Consider the following 14671-nt stretch of genomic DNA (forward strand, 5'->3'; position numbering starts at 1 on the left):
TCAACGTAGGTTTATTAGGGTCACAGGCGCGCTTGCTGGCGACCGTGACGGGCTTCCTGCATGGTTTCCAGGATGCGGTGATAGTTGTGGAAGCGATCGGCGCTGATGTCGCCCGCGTCGACCGCGGCGCGCAGGGCACAGCCGGGATCGTCCTTGTGGGTACAGTCGCGGAACTTGCAGCCACCCAGATAGTCGCGGAATTCGACGAAGCACCAGGTGATGCGGTCGGCTTCCAGATGCCAGAGGGCGAACTCGCGGATCCCGGGGGAGTCGATGAGATCGCCACCGCTCGGGAAGTGGTAGAGCCGCGCCGTGGTGGTGGTGTGCTGGCCGAGCCCCGAGTTTTCGGAGATCTCGCCGGTCAATACATCCAGCCCCGGCATCAGGGCGTTGGTGAGCGACGACTTGCCCACCCCGGACTGGCCAACGAAGATGCTGATCTTGTCGGTCAGGGCTGCCTTGAGTTCATCCAGCCCTTCGCCGCTCTCGCAGCTCACCAGCAGCACCTCGTAATCGAGTTTGCGGTAGGTTTCGAGCTGACTTTCGATGCGCGCTCTGGCGGCATCATCCAGCATATCGACCTTGTTCAGCACGATGAGGGGGCGGATCTCCACATCCTCGGCGGCCACCAGGTAGCGGTCGACGATGTTGGTGGAGAACTCGGGCATCACCGCCGAGACGATGATGATCTGGTCGATGTTGGCGGCGATGGGTTTGACCCCGTCGTAGAAGTCCGGCCGGGTCAGTACCGAGTGGCGCGGATGCACCGCCTCGATGACGCCCGCTGTCGCGGCATTGAGGCCGGGACGCCACACCACCTTGTCGCCACAGACCAGACTGCTGATGCTGCTGCGCCGCAGGTTGCTGCGGTGGATGGTGCCATCGACCGCTTCCACGTCTGCGTGCTGACCAAAACGGCTGATCACCACCCCTTCGATGGCGGGGCCAAACAGGGTGTCATCCACCACTGTGGTGTGATCTTTTTGCAGCCGCCGTTCGCGGTTGGCCTGGACGCGCCTTTGTTGACCCAGATTGAGTTTTGCTTTCTTTGCCACTCGATTCGCCAGTTTATGAACAGATCCAAAGCCAGTATGATACATGCAAATTGGCAAAATTCCGCCATTCCTCCCAATAGAGAGAGCAATCATGACAGTCAGCGCGCAGAACCTGGTATGGATCGACATGGAGATGACGGGTCTCGACCCTGAAGAGAATGTGGTACTGGAGATTGCCACCATAGTCACCGACAAGGATCTGAACGTACTGGCCGAAGGGCCGGTCATCGCCATTCATCAGAGTGATGAAGAGCTGGCCAAGATGGACGAGTGGAACGTCAACACCCATACCAAGAGCGGTCTGGTGGCCCGGGTCAAGGCGAGCCAGCACGACGAGGCGAAAGCCATTGCCGAGACCCTTGCGTTCATTCGCCAGTGGGTGCCGGAGCGAACCAGCCCGCTGTGCGGCAACAGCATCGGTCAGGATCGCCGCTTCATGGTCAAGCACATGGCCGAGCTGGAAGCCTTCTTCCACTACCGCAACGTCGATGTCAGCACCATCAAGGAGCTGGTACGCCGCTGGCAGCCGGAGTTGCTGGATCAGTTCAAGAAGAGCGGCACCCACCAGGCGCTGGACGATATCCGCGAATCCATCGCCGAGTTGCAGTTCTATCGTAGCCACGTCTTCAAGATCTGATTCCCCGGCAAGGGGTTGTCATGCGCTGGCTGCTAAAATCGACAGTTCGGCCAGCTTTTGAGCGAACGCGCGCAACCAGACAAAAAAGCCCTTGCAATTGGAATGACTGCTCTTATAATTCGGCTCCCGTACAGTAGCGCAAGCAACCAAATGCTGTACGGCCTGTTTTAAGGTAGTTGCGGGAATAGCTCAGTTGGTAGAGCACGACCTTGCCAAGGTCGGGGTCGCGAGTTCGAGTCTCGTTTCCCGCTCCAAAAATCTGATGATGACACTGGTGCAAACCAGCCCGATGCGGGAATAGCTCAGTTGGTAGAGCACGACCTTGCCAAGGTCGGGGTCGCGAGTTCGAATCTCGTTTCCCGCTCCAATCATCAGCCAGCCTCAAGACAACCAAATTGTTGCGGGAATAGCTCAGTTGGTAGAGCACGACCTTGCCAAGGTCGGGGTCGCGAGTTCGAGTCTCGTTTCCCGCTCCAAAAAATTTGTAAGTGATATTCCGATGCGGGAATAGCTCAGTTGGTAGAGCACGACCTTGCCAAGGTCGGGGTCGCGAGTTCGAGTCTCGTTTCCCGCTCCAATCACTTGCAGATGACATTCTGTTGCGGGAATAGCTCAGTTGGTAGAGCACGACCTTGCCAAGGTCGGGGTCGCGAGTTCGAGTCTCGTTTCCCGCTCCAAACATTTGTAAGTGACATTCCGTTGCGGGAATAGCTCAGTTGGTAGAGCACGACCTTGCCAAGGTCGGGGTCGCGAGTTCGAGTCTCGTTTCCCGCTCCAATCACTTGTAAATGACATTCTGTTGCGGGAATAGCTCAGTTGGTAGAGCACGACCTTGCCAAGGTCGGGGTCGCGAGTTCGAGTCTCGTTTCCCGCTCCAATCTCTCTTCGACGTTTTCATAATCTCTTTGAATTGCCCCTCACATCGCGCTGCGATGCTTTGTCGTATCTGACGTTTACTAGGCGCGTCTCTACCACCTCCTGCCAACAGGAAGGGGATGTGGGCTCATGGTGCGGATTGTACGAGGCAAGCGGTTGTAACAGGTGGTGGGAGGCGAGAATTGCGGGCAAAAAAGAGGAGGGGCCTTGGCTCCTCCTGCATGATTCACTGGCGCGGGCTTAGACCAGAGTAACGTTTTCAGCCTGAGGGCCTTTTTTGCCCTGGGTCACAGTGAACTGGACTTTTTGACCTTCAGCCAGGGTTTTGAAACCGGTGCTCTGGATGGAGGAGAAGTGAACGAATACGTCCGGACCCTGGGATTGTTCAATAAAGCCAAAACCCTTGGTTTCGTTGAACCATTTTACCTGGCCGGTGCGAATGTCAGACATGTGCTAAATCCTATCAATAACAAAATGAAACTAAGCCCGTGCTGGGCTGCATTTGCCTTGCAAGCAGGGGTTGGCTCATGACTGACCACGTCTCTTTGTCCCAGTAGCACGTAGAACAATCCCTGTCTAAAGCACAAACGATTGTACGTTAGCGCCGATCCTTGTCAATTTGACCCCTTTCGTTTTTTGAACAAGCTAAAAATATTGTGAAGTCAGTAGCTTATTTGAAGATATTTGGCTGAAAAAAACGGGAGGCCAGCGCCTCCCGTTTTTGTTATTCCTTGAGGGCGAACCCTTCGCCCTGCCGGTCGTAGCGGTAAACCGCCTGACCGTAGGAGCGGATCTCCACCCGCTGGATGCGGCGGGTGTCGTCCACCAGGATGAAGATAGATCGGCCCGATTGCAGGCGGGTCAGGGGACGATCCGGCCCCTCGATGGCGATCAGGCGGCTCAGCTCGGCACCCGGCAACTCGAATTTACGCCAGATGGAGTAGAGGGTCTCACCCGCCTGCACATCGTGTTGCAGCCAGGTACCGTTGACCTTCTCTTCGACTGGTTTGGCTGCCGCGGGGGCACTACCTGCCGCGCCATTGCCGACAGTTAGAGCTTGAGCTGGCACGGCCAGCGGCACTTCCAGCGAGCCGGAAGGGGCTGCTTTGGGTGCAGATGGTGCCGGCTCCCAGGCCAGCACCAGCAACCAGAGCGGGATCAGGATCAGCAGACCTATGGTGTTTTTGCGGGGCAGCGGGCTGGACAGCTTGAATTTGCCTGCTTTGGCATCCTGGCGACGTTGGCCGAGGTTGCTCATCCCTTGGCCAAAACGTTGGCGCAGGGACAGGGTCGCGGCATTGATGCGATGGAGCAGGGATCCTTGTGATTCGTCTTGGCGACGCTGCTGGGCTCGTCTGTTATGGCCTCGTGGGCGACGGTCCGGGGTGGGCACGGCATTTACCTCTCACTACATTGCCTGCCATCAGGCAAATTCGCCGCCTATGGTAAACGGACTCGCCCCCGAGGGGGAGAGTCCTGAGGCGGAAAATTATCAGCTGAGACGAAATTGACCCAATAATTGCTGCAATTTGTCGGCCGCCTGACGCAATGCCTGACTGGCTTTGGCCGTTTCGGTCGCATCCTGAGCAATGTCGTTGGCCAGTGCGTTGGTTTTTGACAGGTTGCCGGAGACGGTTTCTGAGACCGAGCTCTGCTCTTCGGCGGCGGAGGCGATCTGATAGGTCATGTCGTTGATGGTGGAGATGGCCTGGTAGATGCTGCCGAGCGCCTCTTCCGCCAGATCCGCCTCGCCCACCGCCTGATGGGTCAGCTGCTGGCTCTGGTTAATGGCGTTGACTGCATTGGTGGAGCTGAGGCGGATCTTCTCTATCAACTCCTGGGTGTTCTGTACCGCCTGCTGGGTATTACCCGCCAGTTTGCGCACCTCGTCGGCCACCACCGCAAAGCCGCGGCCCTGTTCGCCAGCCCGTGCAGCCTCGATGGCGGCGTTGAGAGCCAGCAAGTTGGTCTGATCGGCAATCCCCTGAATGACGGTGAGGATGCTGGTGATCTGGGCGCTGTCGTGAGCCAGCCCTTCCACCACTTCTGCCCCTTTGCCGGCTTCTGCTGCGACCTTGTGCATCGACTGGATCACCTGCTGGAAGCGCTCCTTGCCCTGATCGGCAGCGCTTTGCGCCTGTTTGGCCGAGTCGGCGGTGTTGTTGGCGTGGGTGGCGACCTCCTGACTGACGTAGGACATCTCCTGTACCGCGGTCAGCATCTGCTCCATCTCGGCTTGATGATGCTGCAGATTGTTGTCGGTCTGACCGGCAATGCGATCGGTGTCACCAGCGTAGCGGTTCACCTCGCTGGCAGTCTTGAGCACATCCCCGAGCAGCCCTTGCAGCTTGTCGATAAAGCGGTTGATCCCCTTGGCGAGATCCCCCAGCTCGTCCACCGAGCGAGTGTTGAGGCGCTTGGTGAGATCCCCTTCGCCATCAGCGATATCATCCACCAGGCTGACCATCTGACGGATGGGGCCAGTGATGCTGCGGGCAATCACCAGCATGGTGGCCAGCGCCAGCGCCAGTACGATAACGGCGCCCACCAATTGCTGGGTCACCGCGGCCCGGTTCATCTCATTGAGCTGGCTTTCCAGTTGATCGGCGCCCGCCAGTACCACCTTGTAGGGCAGGGTGACGATGATGGCCCAGTTGCGGCTCATTCCCGGAACAGAGATTGGTACAGAAATACGCAGATTGTCGTTGAGCTCTTCACGTTGCTCCTGCTGTTGCAGGTACTGTTTCCAGTTGTTGCCCAACAACTCTTTGGCATGCTTACCCAGCATATTGTCATTGCCGCTGGTACCTGTAATCACACCAGCTGCGCTGACGATCAGGGTCTCCCCTTGGCCATCATAGATGTTGTTGTTGAGGCTCTTGGCCTGCTGGTTAAGGGCAGTAACCTCAAGATCGACGCCGATGATCCCCTTGAAGTCTCCGTCAATAAACAGTGGCGATGAGATGGTACTCAGCATGACTTGCTTGCCATTGACATCAAATACATAGGGATCGATAAGGCATGCACTTTTATGCTGTTGGGGGCAACTGTAATAGTCGTTGGCTGGGTTACCGAAGCTGTCGGTATCTGTTTTGGTAATGGAGTAAAGCAGGTCTGTGCCTATAGAACCTCCGTCACGGTAGTAATAGGGAACAAACCGGCCATTACTGTCACTGCCCAGCTCCTTCTGGCCGACATAATTACTATCTTGCTCGTCCAGTGCGTTGGGCTCAAATCCCGCCAAGACGCCATATATCTGAGGATCTGTGGTCAACGTTTTTTTCATTAGTGCAACAACGTTGGGGCGCGTCAGTGGTAGCTCCTTGGAAATGGCCAGTTGAACCACTCCTGCAAGTTGTTGGTCATATGCCAATGCCTTTTGTAGCAGTTGGGTGATGGTGGCCGCCTCGGCGCGGGCATTGGCGCTGACCTTCTGCCAGGCCTCCTGCTGCAGCGCTTCACGGCTGGAGCTGATGGTGAGTTGTTGAGTCTGCTGACCCGAGTATTGGTTGAGCAGGATCAGGATGACCAAGGCGGTGGTCATGGCGATCCCGGCCATCACTAGAATGCGATTCTGGATAGAACGGAACTGCATCGTCTCTTCCTTTTTAGTAGCGGTGTTATTTGGATATCGACCGAAGCCGACAGTGGTTGTAGCAAATAGGAAATAGAACTTCTGTTTTGCGATCCCCTTCAAATATCAGGCGGCAAGCGCCCCGCCAGTAAATTTAATCCCCTACTTTAGCCCGCAATGGCGTCATGGTTTTCCCATCCGTGATTGTCGGTGCTAAAATGCGACGGTTTTTTCTAACGAATTGGCCCAAGGCCCTCTACACAAGGCTTAAAGATGAAAGTCAAAACCCGTTTTGCTCCCAGCCCGACCGGCTTTTTGCATGTCGGCGGTGCCCGTACCGCACTCTATTCCTGGTTGTTTGCAAAGAACCAGGGCGGTGAGTTCGTGCTGCGTATTGAGGATACCGATCTGGAACGTTCCACTCAGGAGGCAATCGACGCCATCATTGAGGGCATGGAATGGCTGGAGCTGAACTGGGATGAGGGCCCCTACTACCAGACCAAGCGCTTCGATCGCTACAACGGTCTGATCGACGAGATGCTGGCCGATGGCCGCGCCTACAAGTGCTACTGCTCCAAAGAGCGTCTGGAAGCGCTGCGTGAAGGCCAGATGGCCAACGGCGAGAAGCCCCGTTATGACGGCAAGTGCCGCGACCACGCCCACGATCACCCTGCCGATGCGCCGCACGTGATCCGCTTCCGCAACCCGATCGAAGGTTCCGTGGTGTTCGATGACCACGTCCGTGGCCGCATCGAGTTTGCCAACACCGAGCTGGATGACCTGATCATCCGCCGTACCGACGGCGCGCCGACCTACAACTTCTGCGTAGTGGTCGATGACTGGGATATGGAGATCACCCACGTGGTGCGTGGTGAAGACCACATCAACAACACCCCGCGCCAGATCAACATCTACAAGGCGCTGAACGCGCCGGTGCCGGAGTTTGCCCACGTCTCCATGATCCTGGGTGACGACGGTGCCAAGCTCTCCAAGCGCCACGGTGCCGTTTCTGTGATGCAGTACCGCGACGACGGCTACCTGCCGGAAGCGCTGCTGAACTATCTGGTGCGTCTGGGTTGGTCCCACGGCGATCAGGAGATCTTCACCCTGGACGAGATGATCAATCTGTTCAGCCTGGATGCCATCTCCAAATCCGCCTCCGCGTTCAACACCGACAAGCTGCTGTGGCTGAACAACCACTACATGCGCAGCCTGGATCCGACCTATGTTGCCAAGCATCTGGCCTGGCACATGGAAAACCAGAAGATCGACACCAACAATGGCCCGGCGCTGGCCGAGGTAGTCACCCTGCTGGCCGAGCGCTGCAACACCCTGGTTGAGATGGCCGCTCAGAGCCGCTACCTGTTCGAAGAGTACGAGGCGATCGACGAAGCGGCTGCCAAGAAGCACCTGCGTGGCGTCGCTGCCGAGCCGCTGGCTCTGGCCAAGACCAAGCTGGCTGCACTGGATAGCTGGACCACCGAAGCGCTGCACGAGCTGATTGAAGCGACCGCCGCCGAACTGGGTCAGGGTATGGGCAAGGTTGGTATGCCGCTGCGCGTAGCCGTCACCGGTCTGGGTCAGTCTCCTGCCATCGACGCCGTAATGGCACTGGTCGGCAAAGAGCGTGTACTTGCTCGTATCGACCGTGCGCTTGCTTACATCGAAGCCCGTATGGCTGCCGAGTAAGTGCTGCCGATGTGGCAGGCGAGGGGATAACCCCGCTCTGCCACATGCTGAATAGCAAAAATCCGAAACCACTGGTTTCGGATTTTTTTATGGCCAGCGCACAGGCCGAAAATACTTTGGATAAAAAAATGCCAGTCAGCTGACTGGCATTTTTATTGGGACAGAGTGCCGCTTAGTGGCTGTCGACCCAGACGAACTTGAGCACGAACAGCAGGGCCACCACCAGCACGCAGGGGTTGATCTCGCGCCAGCGGCCGGTGCCTGCCTTCATCACGCAGTAGGAGATAAAGCCCACGGCGATCCCCTCGGTGATGGAGAAGCTGAACGGCATCATCACTGCGGTCATAAAGGCCGGTACCGCTTCGGTCAGATCTTCCCACTTCACCCGGGTCAGCTCGGAGCACATCAGCACGCCCACATAGATAAGGGCGCCAGCGGCGGCATAGGCCGGCACCATGGCGGCGACCGGAGAGAAGAAGATCGCCAGCAGGAACAGCAGGCCGACCACGATGGCGGTCAGACCGGTACGGCCGCCGACGGCGACGCCGGAGCTGCTCTCGATAAAGGCGGTAACCGAGGAGGTGCCCATGAAAGCGCCGCCGACGGAGCTCACGCTATCCACCATCAGCGCCTGTTTCATGCGCGGGAAGTGGCCCTTGTCATCGGCCAGCTTGGCGCGGTTGGTGACACCGATCAGGGTGCCGGAAGAGTCGAACAGGTTGACCAGCATAAAGGAGAAGATGATCCCGGCGAGGCTGATATCGAGCGATCCCATCAGATCCAGCTGGCCGAACACCGGTTCGATGCTGGGGGGCATGGAGACAAAGCCCTTGAAGGTGACATCGCCAAACAGCCAGCCCAGACCCGTGGTGACCACGATGGCGATCAGCACGGCGGAGTGGACGCCGCGGGCGGAGAAGATGCAGATCAGGAAGAAGCCGAGCAGACCCAGCAGGCAGGGCAGGGAAGTGAGGTTGCCCACGGTCACCATAGTCGAGGGGCTGGCCACGACGATCCCGGCGTTGTGCAGGCCGAGCAGGGCGATCAGCAGACCGATACCGGCGGTGATGCCGACCCGCAGGGTGAGCGGAATGTTGCCGATCAGCCAATAGCGCACTCGAAGCAGGGTGAGGATCAACAGACCCATGGCGCCCCAGAAGATAGTGCCCATACCCACTTGCCAGGAGTAGCCCATACCGGCCACGACCACGAAGGCGAAGAAGGCGTTAAGGCCCATGGCGGGGGCCAGCGCGATCGGCAGGTTGGCCAACAGGCCCATCAGGATGCTGCCGATACCGGCGATGAGGCAGGTGGTGACGAACACGGCCTGGGTGTCCATGCCCGCCGCAGAGAGGATCTGCGGGTTGACGAACACGATATAGACCATGGTCAGAAAGGTGGTGATACCGGCGATCACTTCGGTGCGGGCGGTAGTGCCATGGCCTTGCAGGGCAAACAGGCGCTCAAGCAATCCTTGCCCGGCGGCCTGATTGGCAGCTTGGTGTTGTTGATTCATGTTGGATTCCAATAGGTGACGTGAAATAAGCAGCAGGGGAACGGGCTATCCCATCCATGCGGGGTAAATTGCCCTGTTTCTGGCGGTTAAGTAACCAGACTCGTCCTGATACCGTGACAGCGCGCACATTTTTACACAGGCGGCGCCGTTTACAAACCCCGTATCTGCGAAGCAGATCAATGAATAGAGCAAAAATTCAAACGTTTGCTTTTTGAGCGTGAAAAAAGGTTCTCAGCAGAGAACCTTTTATCGAAAATTGGGGGCTTAGAGGGTTTTGAAGTAGCGCTCGACTAGCTGGGCCAGCACCGAGTCGAGCCGGTCTTGAACCTCACCCAGTTCGCGGCCGAAGCGGCGCAGAAAAAGGCTCGCCTGCTCTTCGGTCAGCTTGCGCCCCTCGATAAAGAACTCCTGCTCCGGCAGTTGCTTGTCGTAGCGGGGGATCAGCACCCAGCTCACCAGCTCGGGCTCCACGGCGGCAAAAATCTTGGCGGCGGCGGCACAGAAGGTCTCTATGTGCTCCTTGCCATCCGGCCCGAGGCAACCCGGTTCAACCCGGATCTGGATGGTGAGTTTTTTCTCTATGGGGGTCGTCATCGTGCTACATCCATGCAAAGGCATCCGTCTAGGATTGTAAGTCAAAAGGCAAGAGAAAGGGGAGCCGAAGCTCCCCTCAACACGCAGTCAGCCTTATTTGGCGATGCGCTTGTACTTGGCGCGATGGGGCTGGATCGCCTCGGCGCCGTAGGTCTTCTTCTTCCACTCTTCGTATTCGGTAAAGTTACCTTCGAAGAACTCGATCTTGCCCTCATCCTGATAGTCCAGGATGTGAGTGGCGATACGGTCGAGGAACCAGCGGTCGTGGGAGATGACCATGGCACAACCCGGGAACTCCAGCAGGGCGTTCTCGAGGGCGCGCAGGGTTTCGATATCCAGATCGTTGGTCGGTTCATCCAGCAGCAGCACGTTGCCGCCGGTCTGCAGCAGCTTGGCCAGGTGCAGACGACCGCGCTCACCACCGGAGAGTTCGCCAACCCGCTTCTGCTGGTCGGAACCCTTGAAGTTGAAGCGGCCGATATAGGCGCGGCTCGGGAACTCGTAGTTGCCGATGCGCAGGATATCCTGACCGTCAGCGACCTCTTCGAAGACCGTCTTCTTGTCATCCATGCTGTCGCGGAACTGATCGACAGAGGCCAGCACCACGGTTTCACCCAGGGTGATGGCGCCGGAATCCGGCTGCTCCTGACCCGACATCATGCGGAACAGGGTCGACTTACCGGCACCGTTCGGGCCGATGATGCCGACGATGGCACCCTTCGGAATGGCAAACGACAGATCGTCGATCAGCACCCGATCACCGTAGGATTTGCGCAGGTTGGCCACTTCCACCACCTTGTCGCCGAGGCGTGGTCCGGGCGGAATGAACAGCTCGTTGGTCTCGTTGCGCTTCTGGTAGTCGTTGGTGTTGAGCTCTTCGAAGCGAGCCATACGGGCCTTGGACTTGGCCTGACGCCCTTTCGGGTTTTGACGAACCCACTCCAGCTCTTTCTCGATGGACTTGCGACGGGCCGCTTCGGAACTGGCTTCCTGCGCCAGACGGGCGTCCTTCTGCTCCAGCCAGGAGGAGTAGTTGCCTTCCCACGGGATACCCTCGCCGCGGTCCAGCTCCAGGATCCAGCCTGCCACATTGTCGAGGAAGTAACGGTCGTGGGTGATGGCCACAACAGTGCCTTCATAGTCGTGCAGGAAGCGCTCCAGCCAGGCCACGGATTCCGCATCCAGGTGGTTGGTCGGTTCGTCCAGCAGCAGCATGTCCGGCTTTTCCAGCAGCAGACGGCAGAGTGCCACACGGCGGCGCTCACCACCGGAGAGGTGCTTGATCTTGGCATCCCAAGCTGGCAGGCGCAGGGCATCGGCCGCACGCTCCAGCTGGTTTTCCATGTTGTGGCCGCCCTGGGCCTGGATGATGGCCTCCAGCTCGCCCTGTTCGCGGGCCAGCTTGTCAAAGTCGGCATCCGGGTCGGCGTAGGCCGCATAGACCTCGTCCAGGCGGGCCATGGCGCGCTTCACCTCGCCAACGGCCTCTTCGACCGCTTCGCGTACGGTCTGCTCCGGCTCCAGCTTCGGCTCCTGCGGCAGGTAGCCGATCTTGATGCCGGGCTGTGGACGGGCTTCCCCTTCGATCTCGGTGTCGATGCCCGCCATGATGCGCAGCAGGGTCGATTTACCGGCGCCGTTCAGACCCAGCACGCCGATCTTGGCGCCCGGGAAGAAGCTCAAGGAGATGTTCTTGAGAATATGACGCTTGGGCGGCACTACCTTGCCGACCCGGTTCATGGTGTAAATAAATTGAGCCATTGGCTAATTCTCTTCCTTTTCAGCAGGTTAATGTCTTGGCATTAACAGACTGATGTCGTGGTGGGGCCAGGTCGACACAGGTCAACCGGGTTCCAAAAAACCCGTCGATTGTAAACCAACGGACGAGGGGGGGCAAAGGTGGCACCCGGCTATGTCCCCCCTTTGCCGCAGCGGTCACGCCTTGCTGCATCAGCCGTGCAATTTGGGCATGATGTGGGCTGCCGTTTTGTTCCGGAGCCGTCATGAACCCATCTCCTCAAGCCCCCTCACTGGCCGCCTTTCTCTGCACAATGGGATTGGACGCCGCGCTGAGCGAAGCCATCAGCCTGCGCTTGCCACGGCAGACGCTGCGCGCCGGTCAGGCGCTGCTGGCGCAAGGGGCAGAGCAGGAGGCGGCCTTCTATATTGAAGCGGGCATCGCTCGCGCCTGCCACTACACCCGGGACGGGCAGGAGCGCTGCAAGGAGTTCTACTTCGAGGGGGAGCTCTGCCTGCTCTATGACAGCTGGCTCACTGGGTCGCCCGCCCGCTACCAGCTGGAGGCGCTGACGGAGCTGCAGGTGGTGCGGGTTCCGATCGCCCTGCTGGAAGAGCCCGCCTGGCAGCCGGTCTGCATGGCCCTGCTGCGCCAGCAGCTGGGTTACAAGGAGCGCAAGGAGGCGTTTTTGCTGCTCAACTCCCCCGAAGAGCGTTATCGGGAGCTCTGCCACACCTTCCCCCACTGGCCGATGCGGCTCACTCAGGTGCAGCTCGCCAACTATATCGGTATCAGCCCGGTCACTCTGTCACGGATCCGCAGGCGCATTAACACGGGTTAATGCCGCTCTCCGACCATCCCCTCATGCTGCGCCATCCAAATGACGGACGAGGGGTGGATGATGTCGCTGTTTCTGTGGTCGCAGCTGGTGGTGAGCCTGGCCTTGTTGCTCGATCTGTTATCGTTTCAGTTGCGGGATCGCCGCAGGATCCTGGCCTGTCTGGCCCTCTCCTGTGCCCTCAATGCCGGTCACTTTGCCCTGCTCGGGCAGTGGTCGGCCGCCTGCCTGTTACTGCTGGCCAGCGTGCGCTTTCTGGTGAGTATCTGGCTGGTTAGGCGCATCTTGATGTGGTTTTTCATGGGGTTGGCCTGTGCGGCGGCGCTGGCGACCTATCAGGGCTTGCTCTCATGGATCGGGCTGCTGGCGAGCTTGCTGCAAACCCGGGCCGCGTTTTGCCCGGATGATCGCCTTTTGCGGCGCTGGATGCTGCTCGGTACCCTCTGCTGGCTGGGTAACAACCTGCTGGTGGGCTCACCGGTCGCCGCGCTGATGGAGGGGCTGTTTCTGGTCAGCAATCTGGTGGGTTACTACCGCCACTATGGTTTCGATTATTGGGGGCGTGGCCGCCACAGTGGCCGCAGAAAGGGGCGTGTGCCGCCTTCCGGTCGGGCGAGCTCCTGACCTCCCGCTCAGGGCTGCTTGTGGCCAGCGAAGTAGAGCACCCGTTTCACATACTCCTGCGTCTCGTCATAGGGTGGGATCCCGCCATAGCGTTCCACCGCTTTTTCCCCGGCATTGTAGGCTGCCGAGATCAGTACCCAGTCGCCATCGAAGCGGCGATCCAGCCACTTGAGATAACTGACGCCACCCTTGATGTTCTGTGCCGGATCAAACGGACGAGTTACCCCGAATCGCTGCTGGGTCTCGGGAATAAGCTGCATCAGCCCCTGGGCATTCTTGGGTGAAACTGCGCGGCTTTCGAGGTTGGATTCGGCAATGGCGATGGCCAGTACGGTAATCCCCCCGAAAAACTGAGGTGCTCATAAGTAGAATTTTCTCGTATCTTGAACGCAGGAGGTTCTACATGAAAACATCACGCTTTAGCGATGCACAGATCATCGCCATCCTCAAGCAGGCCGAGTCTGGTTCACCCGTCCCTGAGCTCTGCCGTGAGCATGGCATCAGCTCCGCCACCTTCTACAAGTGGCGCTCCAAATTCGGTGGCATGGATGCCTCTCTCATGGCGCGCCTCAAAGAGCTGGAAGAGGAAAATCGTCGCCTTAAGAAGATGTATGCCGAGGAGCGCCTAAAGGCTGAGATCATCTCCGAGGCGATGGCAAAAAAGTGGTGACGCCATCTGCCCGCAGGGAGATGGCGACCAAGGCTGTGGCTCATTACGCCATTTCTATCCGTCTGGCTTGCCAGGTGTTCAAGGTGAGCGAGGGTTGCTACCGTTATCAGCCCGTGCTGGCTGATGAAAACCAGGAGATTGCCGACTGGCTACTGCGCCTCACCGCCAACCAGCGCAACTGGGGTTTCGGACTGTGCTTCCTGTACCTGCGTAACGTCAAAGGCTTTGGCTGGAACCACAAGCGGGTCTACCGGATCTATCGGGCGCTAGAGCTCAATCTGCGGATAAAACCCAAGAAGCGGCTAGTACGCGCCAAGCCGGAGCCGTTGGCAGTCCCTGACCAACCGAATCACTGTTGGTCGATGGACTTTATGCATGACCAGCTCAGCGATGGTCGTTCGGTGCGGTTGTTTAATGTGATCGATGACTTCAATCGCGAAGCACTGTGCATCGAGGTGGATTTTTCCTTGCCTGCCTCGCGAGTCAAACGGGTGCTGGAGCAGGTCATCGAGTGGCGGGGCAAACCAGCCGCAATCCGCTGTGATAATGGTCCGGAATACATCAGCGAAGAGCTCAAGCAATGGGCGCAGCAGAAGAGGATTGCGCTGAGGTATATCCAGCCAGGCAACCCGCAGCAGAATGCCTACATAGAGCGATTTAACCGCACTGTGCGTTACGACTGGTTGGGCCATTACCTGTTTGAGTCACTGAATGAGTTACAGGAATTTGCCACGAACTGGCTGTGGGTTTATAACCATGAGCGGCCCAATATGGCGCTGGGCGGCTACACGCCGAAACAGCGCTTGGCACAGGCCGCATGACCTCTACTTTTGAGTGCTCCAAAAAATGGGGGGATTACC

Annotated in this window: 12 protein-coding genes, 7 tRNA genes and 1 pseudogene; 12 read left to right on the plus strand and 8 right to left on the minus strand. The window is 58.4% G+C overall.

The annotated features are described in order from the left end of the window. Window positions 1-20: 20 nt before the first annotated feature. Complete coding sequence (rsgA, locus tag AB5Y97_RS18105) at window positions 21-1055, minus strand: small ribosomal subunit biogenesis GTPase RsgA (protein WP_335839413.1); 1035 nt, start codon at window positions 1053-1055, stop codon at window positions 21-23. 91 nt (window positions 1056-1146) lie between these two features. On the opposite strand from rsgA, the gene orn reads away from it, so the two are divergent. From orn to AB5Y97_RS18145, 8 genes are all read left to right on the plus strand, one after another. Further along, window positions 1147-1692 (plus strand): oligoribonuclease, encoded by a 546-nt coding sequence (gene orn / locus AB5Y97_RS18110; protein WP_005349380.1) that lies wholly within the window; start codon window positions 1147-1149, stop codon window positions 1690-1692. 178 nt (window positions 1693-1870) lie between these two features. Next, window positions 1871-1946: transfer RNA gene (locus tag AB5Y97_RS18115), tRNA-Gly, on the plus strand. Window positions 1947-1983: 37 nt separating this feature from the next. After that, window positions 1984-2059 (plus strand) — tRNA-Gly (locus AB5Y97_RS18120). Window positions 2060-2092: 33 nt separating this feature from the next. Beyond that, window positions 2093-2168 (plus strand) — tRNA-Gly (locus tag AB5Y97_RS18125). Between the two features lie 25 nt (window positions 2169-2193). Next, a tRNA-Gly gene (locus AB5Y97_RS18130) sits at window positions 2194-2269 on the plus strand. A gap of 24 nt (window positions 2270-2293) precedes the next feature. After that, window positions 2294-2369 (plus strand) — tRNA-Gly (locus AB5Y97_RS18135). Between the two features lie 24 nt (window positions 2370-2393). Next, a tRNA-Gly gene (locus AB5Y97_RS18140) sits at window positions 2394-2469 on the plus strand. A gap of 24 nt (window positions 2470-2493) precedes the next feature. Continuing rightward, window positions 2494-2569: transfer RNA gene (locus tag AB5Y97_RS18145), tRNA-Gly, on the plus strand. 239 nt (window positions 2570-2808) lie between these two features. On the opposite strand, the gene AB5Y97_RS18150 is transcribed toward AB5Y97_RS18145, so the two are convergent. The 3 genes from AB5Y97_RS18150 to AB5Y97_RS18160 form a co-directional block, all read right to left on the minus strand. Continuing rightward, the gene (locus tag AB5Y97_RS18150) at window positions 2809-3018 is read right to left on the minus strand and encodes a cold-shock protein (RefSeq protein WP_005338972.1); all 210 of its coding nucleotides are present in this window, start codon (window positions 3016-3018) and stop codon (window positions 2809-2811) included. A gap of 274 nt (window positions 3019-3292) precedes the next feature. Further along, a complete protein-coding gene (locus AB5Y97_RS18155) occupies window positions 3293-3961 on the minus strand; it encodes a LysM-like peptidoglycan-binding domain-containing protein (protein WP_103250429.1) in 669 nt (222 codons plus the stop codon). 99 nt (window positions 3962-4060) lie between these two features. After that, window positions 4061-6163 (minus strand): methyl-accepting chemotaxis protein, encoded by a 2103-nt coding sequence (locus AB5Y97_RS18160; protein ID WP_201945813.1) that lies wholly within the window; start codon window positions 6161-6163, stop codon window positions 4061-4063. A gap of 252 nt (window positions 6164-6415) precedes the next feature. Between AB5Y97_RS18160 and gltX the strand changes: the two genes are divergently transcribed. Then, the gene (gene gltX, locus AB5Y97_RS18165) at window positions 6416-7831 is read left to right on the plus strand and encodes a glutamate--tRNA ligase (RefSeq protein ID WP_368158640.1); all 1416 of its coding nucleotides are present in this window, start codon (window positions 6416-6418) and stop codon (window positions 7829-7831) included. Between the two features lie 172 nt (window positions 7832-8003). Here the strand turns inward: gltX and AB5Y97_RS18170 are convergent, their stop codons facing one another. The 3 genes from AB5Y97_RS18170 to ettA form a co-directional block, all read right to left on the minus strand. After that, window positions 8004-9347, minus strand: a complete 1344-nt coding sequence (locus tag AB5Y97_RS18170) for an NCS2 family permease (protein ID WP_368158642.1) — start codon at window positions 9345-9347, stop codon at window positions 8004-8006. 264 nt (window positions 9348-9611) lie between these two features. Continuing rightward, entirely contained in the window at window positions 9612-9941 is a 330-nt protein-coding gene (locus AB5Y97_RS18175; RefSeq protein WP_005343410.1) for a hypothetical protein, read from the minus strand. Between the two features lie 93 nt (window positions 9942-10034). Beyond that, window positions 10035-11702 carry an energy-dependent translational throttle protein EttA gene (gene ettA, locus AB5Y97_RS18180; RefSeq protein WP_005338959.1) on the minus strand — a complete coding sequence of 556 codons (1668 nt, stop codon included), beginning with the start codon at window positions 11700-11702 and terminating at the stop codon, window positions 10035-10037. A 242-nt stretch (window positions 11703-11944) separates the two neighbouring features. Between ettA and AB5Y97_RS18185 the strand changes: the two genes are divergently transcribed. Together AB5Y97_RS18185 and AB5Y97_RS18190 are read left to right on the plus strand one after the other, a co-directional pair. Further along, entirely contained in the window at window positions 11945-12520 is a 576-nt protein-coding gene (locus AB5Y97_RS18185; protein ID WP_368158644.1) for a Crp/Fnr family transcriptional regulator, read from the plus strand. Between the two features lie 57 nt (window positions 12521-12577). Further along, a complete protein-coding gene (locus tag AB5Y97_RS18190) occupies window positions 12578-13141 on the plus strand; it encodes a YgjV family protein (RefSeq protein WP_368158646.1) in 564 nt (187 codons plus the stop codon). Between the two features lie 8 nt (window positions 13142-13149). On the opposite strand, the pseudogene AB5Y97_RS18195 reads toward AB5Y97_RS18190, so the two are convergent. Then, window positions 13150-13473: pseudogene (locus tag AB5Y97_RS18195) on the minus strand (lytic transglycosylase domain-containing protein); the annotation flags it as partial. A gap of 71 nt (window positions 13474-13544) precedes the next feature. On the opposite strand from AB5Y97_RS18195, the gene AB5Y97_RS18200 reads away from it, so the two are divergent. Continuing rightward, window positions 13545-14632 (plus strand): IS3-like element ISAs22 family transposase gene (locus AB5Y97_RS18200; RefSeq protein WP_088821966.1). Its coding sequence is split into 2 segments (ribosomal slippage): window positions 13545-13797 and window positions 13797-14632, totalling 1089 coding nucleotides; the frame shifts between segments, so codons are not numbered across the junction. The last annotated feature ends 39 nt before the right edge of the window (window positions 14633-14671 follow it).

Source organism: Aeromonas sp. R10-2 (assembly GCF_040908445.1).
GTDB classification, from domain to species: Bacteria; Pseudomonadota; Gammaproteobacteria; order Enterobacterales; family Aeromonadaceae; genus Aeromonas; species Aeromonas veronii.